The sequence below is a fragment of the Chrysiogenia bacterium genome, assembly GCA_020434085.1.
In the GTDB taxonomy this organism is placed as follows: Bacteria; JAGRBM01; JAGRBM01; order JAGRBM01; family JAGRBM01; genus JAGRBM01.
Genome location: JAGRBM010000545.1, coordinates 1 through 1860, shown reverse-complemented (window position 1 = coordinate 1860; position 1860 = coordinate 1). Strand labels below are relative to the sequence as shown.

The following is a 1860-nucleotide window of genomic DNA, read 5'->3' as shown; positions in this document are numbered from 1 at the left end:
TCCCAACGATCCGTATTTCATCACCTTGGCGAAGACCTCGGCATTGAAACACGGGCGATCGGGGAAGCGGTCGAAGTCGTTCCCCAGCGGCTTGCTCTTGAAGCGCGCGATACTGCCGCCTTCATAGACGAACACCACGCCGTGTTCGACATCGTCTTCCCAGTCTGGATGGAAGAGTGCGACGAGAATCTTCTGCGCGTTGGGCTGGAGCCACTGAATCTCCGTGTGGGGAAAGACGTGCTCCTCACCGGTCTTCACGTTGTAGAGCCGAACCCGCGTCACATGGTCGTAGTGACAACGCCGGCAGCCGAGATCGAACTGGGAGGCGAACAGCGGTTTGTGCCGCCCGTAGTCCTCGGTGATGAGCAACAGGTCGTCCGAAAGCGCGAACCACTCGTGGGGATCGTCGCCGACTTCCTGGACCGCTGCCTTCACAGCCGCCTTGTCGGAAGTATCGAGGCCGGGAAAAACCTGCTTGCCCGCACAGCCGGCAAGCAGGACAAGGGAGAGGAAGCAAAAGCCGAGCCGTTTCATCGCGATGTTCCTTGCATTTGGAGCCTTGAAGCCTGCACGCACACTTTGAACTCGGTGTGACGGGCAAGGAACATTATATTGGAGGTGCGCGCTCCCTCCAACCTTCAGGAGAGTTCACGCACCGGACCGCGATTCCAGGTTGCCCGTCGCCGGCACCCCTGCCTTCCCGGCAGGCAATGGGGCTCCCGGCCGGGTCACTCTGGCGCGCGCCCAGCGGGCGAGCCTGGGGCGCTCGATCTTCGAGTTGTGGCGTGGATCTACCGGGAGCTTGTCCTTGAAGAGCAGCGTCCTGATCTGACTGGTCACCGCGTGGCGACGCGCCAGCTCCAGCAGTTCCTCGCGCAGCGCGGGCAGTTCGCTCCTGCGCACTCCGGGGGTCGTCTCGATGCAGATCACCGGGACTTCTGCCCCGTCGACCAGGACACCGACCAGGCCGCTGCGAGCGACTTTGGAATGCGTGTTGAAGATCGGCTCCGCAAGCAGCGAATAAACGGCCCCGCCGGGAGCGCACACGCGCTGGCTCACGCGGCCGCAGTACCAAAGGCGCCCTTTCTCATCGAAATAACCGGCATCGCCGATCCGGTGCCACACGCCGCCTTCTCCGTCGTCGATCTTGTGCTTCCTGGTGTTCTGCTCGTCACGACAATAGGCGGGGCTGACATGCCCGCCGTGAATGACGATCTCGCCGATCTCTCCGGTCGGCAACTCGCGCGCCTCATCGATCGAACCCATGGGTTCATCGCTGATCGCAATGATCCGGATTTCCACCCCCTCGAAGGGGCGGCCCACGCAAATCCCATGCCCCTGCTCGGTGAGCGGCCAGGTCTCGGCAAGTGCTTCGGCCGCCTCCAGCTCCGTCGACGGCAAGGCCTCGGTCGCGCCGTAGTTAGCGCACACCGTCGCTCCTTCCCCCATCATTTCGAGGAGCGGCTCCATAATCGAGGCCACGATCGGCGCGCCGCCCCCGATCACCCGCTTGAGCGAGGGAGTCCTCGCTCCGGTCCTGGCCGCATACTGCCCCAGGTTTCGAAGCAATGCGGGTGAGGCGAACATGGAGCGCACCCCGCAGTCATTGATCACCTCGACAATCTGGTCGGGCCTCGCATCGGCGGGCCCCTCGAAGGCGAAGTTGATGGGCGGCACCACCACCGTGCCGCCGGCACTCAGCGCGATAAAAGAGAATGCCGGGAAGGCCGGCATGTCCACGGGCACTTCACCCGGCTGGAAGCTCCAGCTCCGGTGAGCGATGCGGGTGATCTCACAAAAATTGCGATGGGGATAAAGCGTGGCTTTGGCCGGTCCGGTGCTGCCTGTCGTGTAGAGAAC

General features: G+C 63.3%; 2 protein-coding genes. Both read right to left on the bottom strand.

Going from position 1 to position 1860, the window contains the following annotated elements; all coding sequences use genetic code 11:
* The coding region (locus KDH09_18065) for a hypothetical protein (protein MCB0221610.1) at positions 1-534 on the bottom strand (534 nt) is incomplete at its 3' end.
* Positions 535-648: 114 nt separating this feature from the next.
* The coding region (locus tag KDH09_18060; protein MCB0221609.1) for an AMP-binding protein at positions 649-1860 on the bottom strand (1212 nt) is incomplete at its 5' end.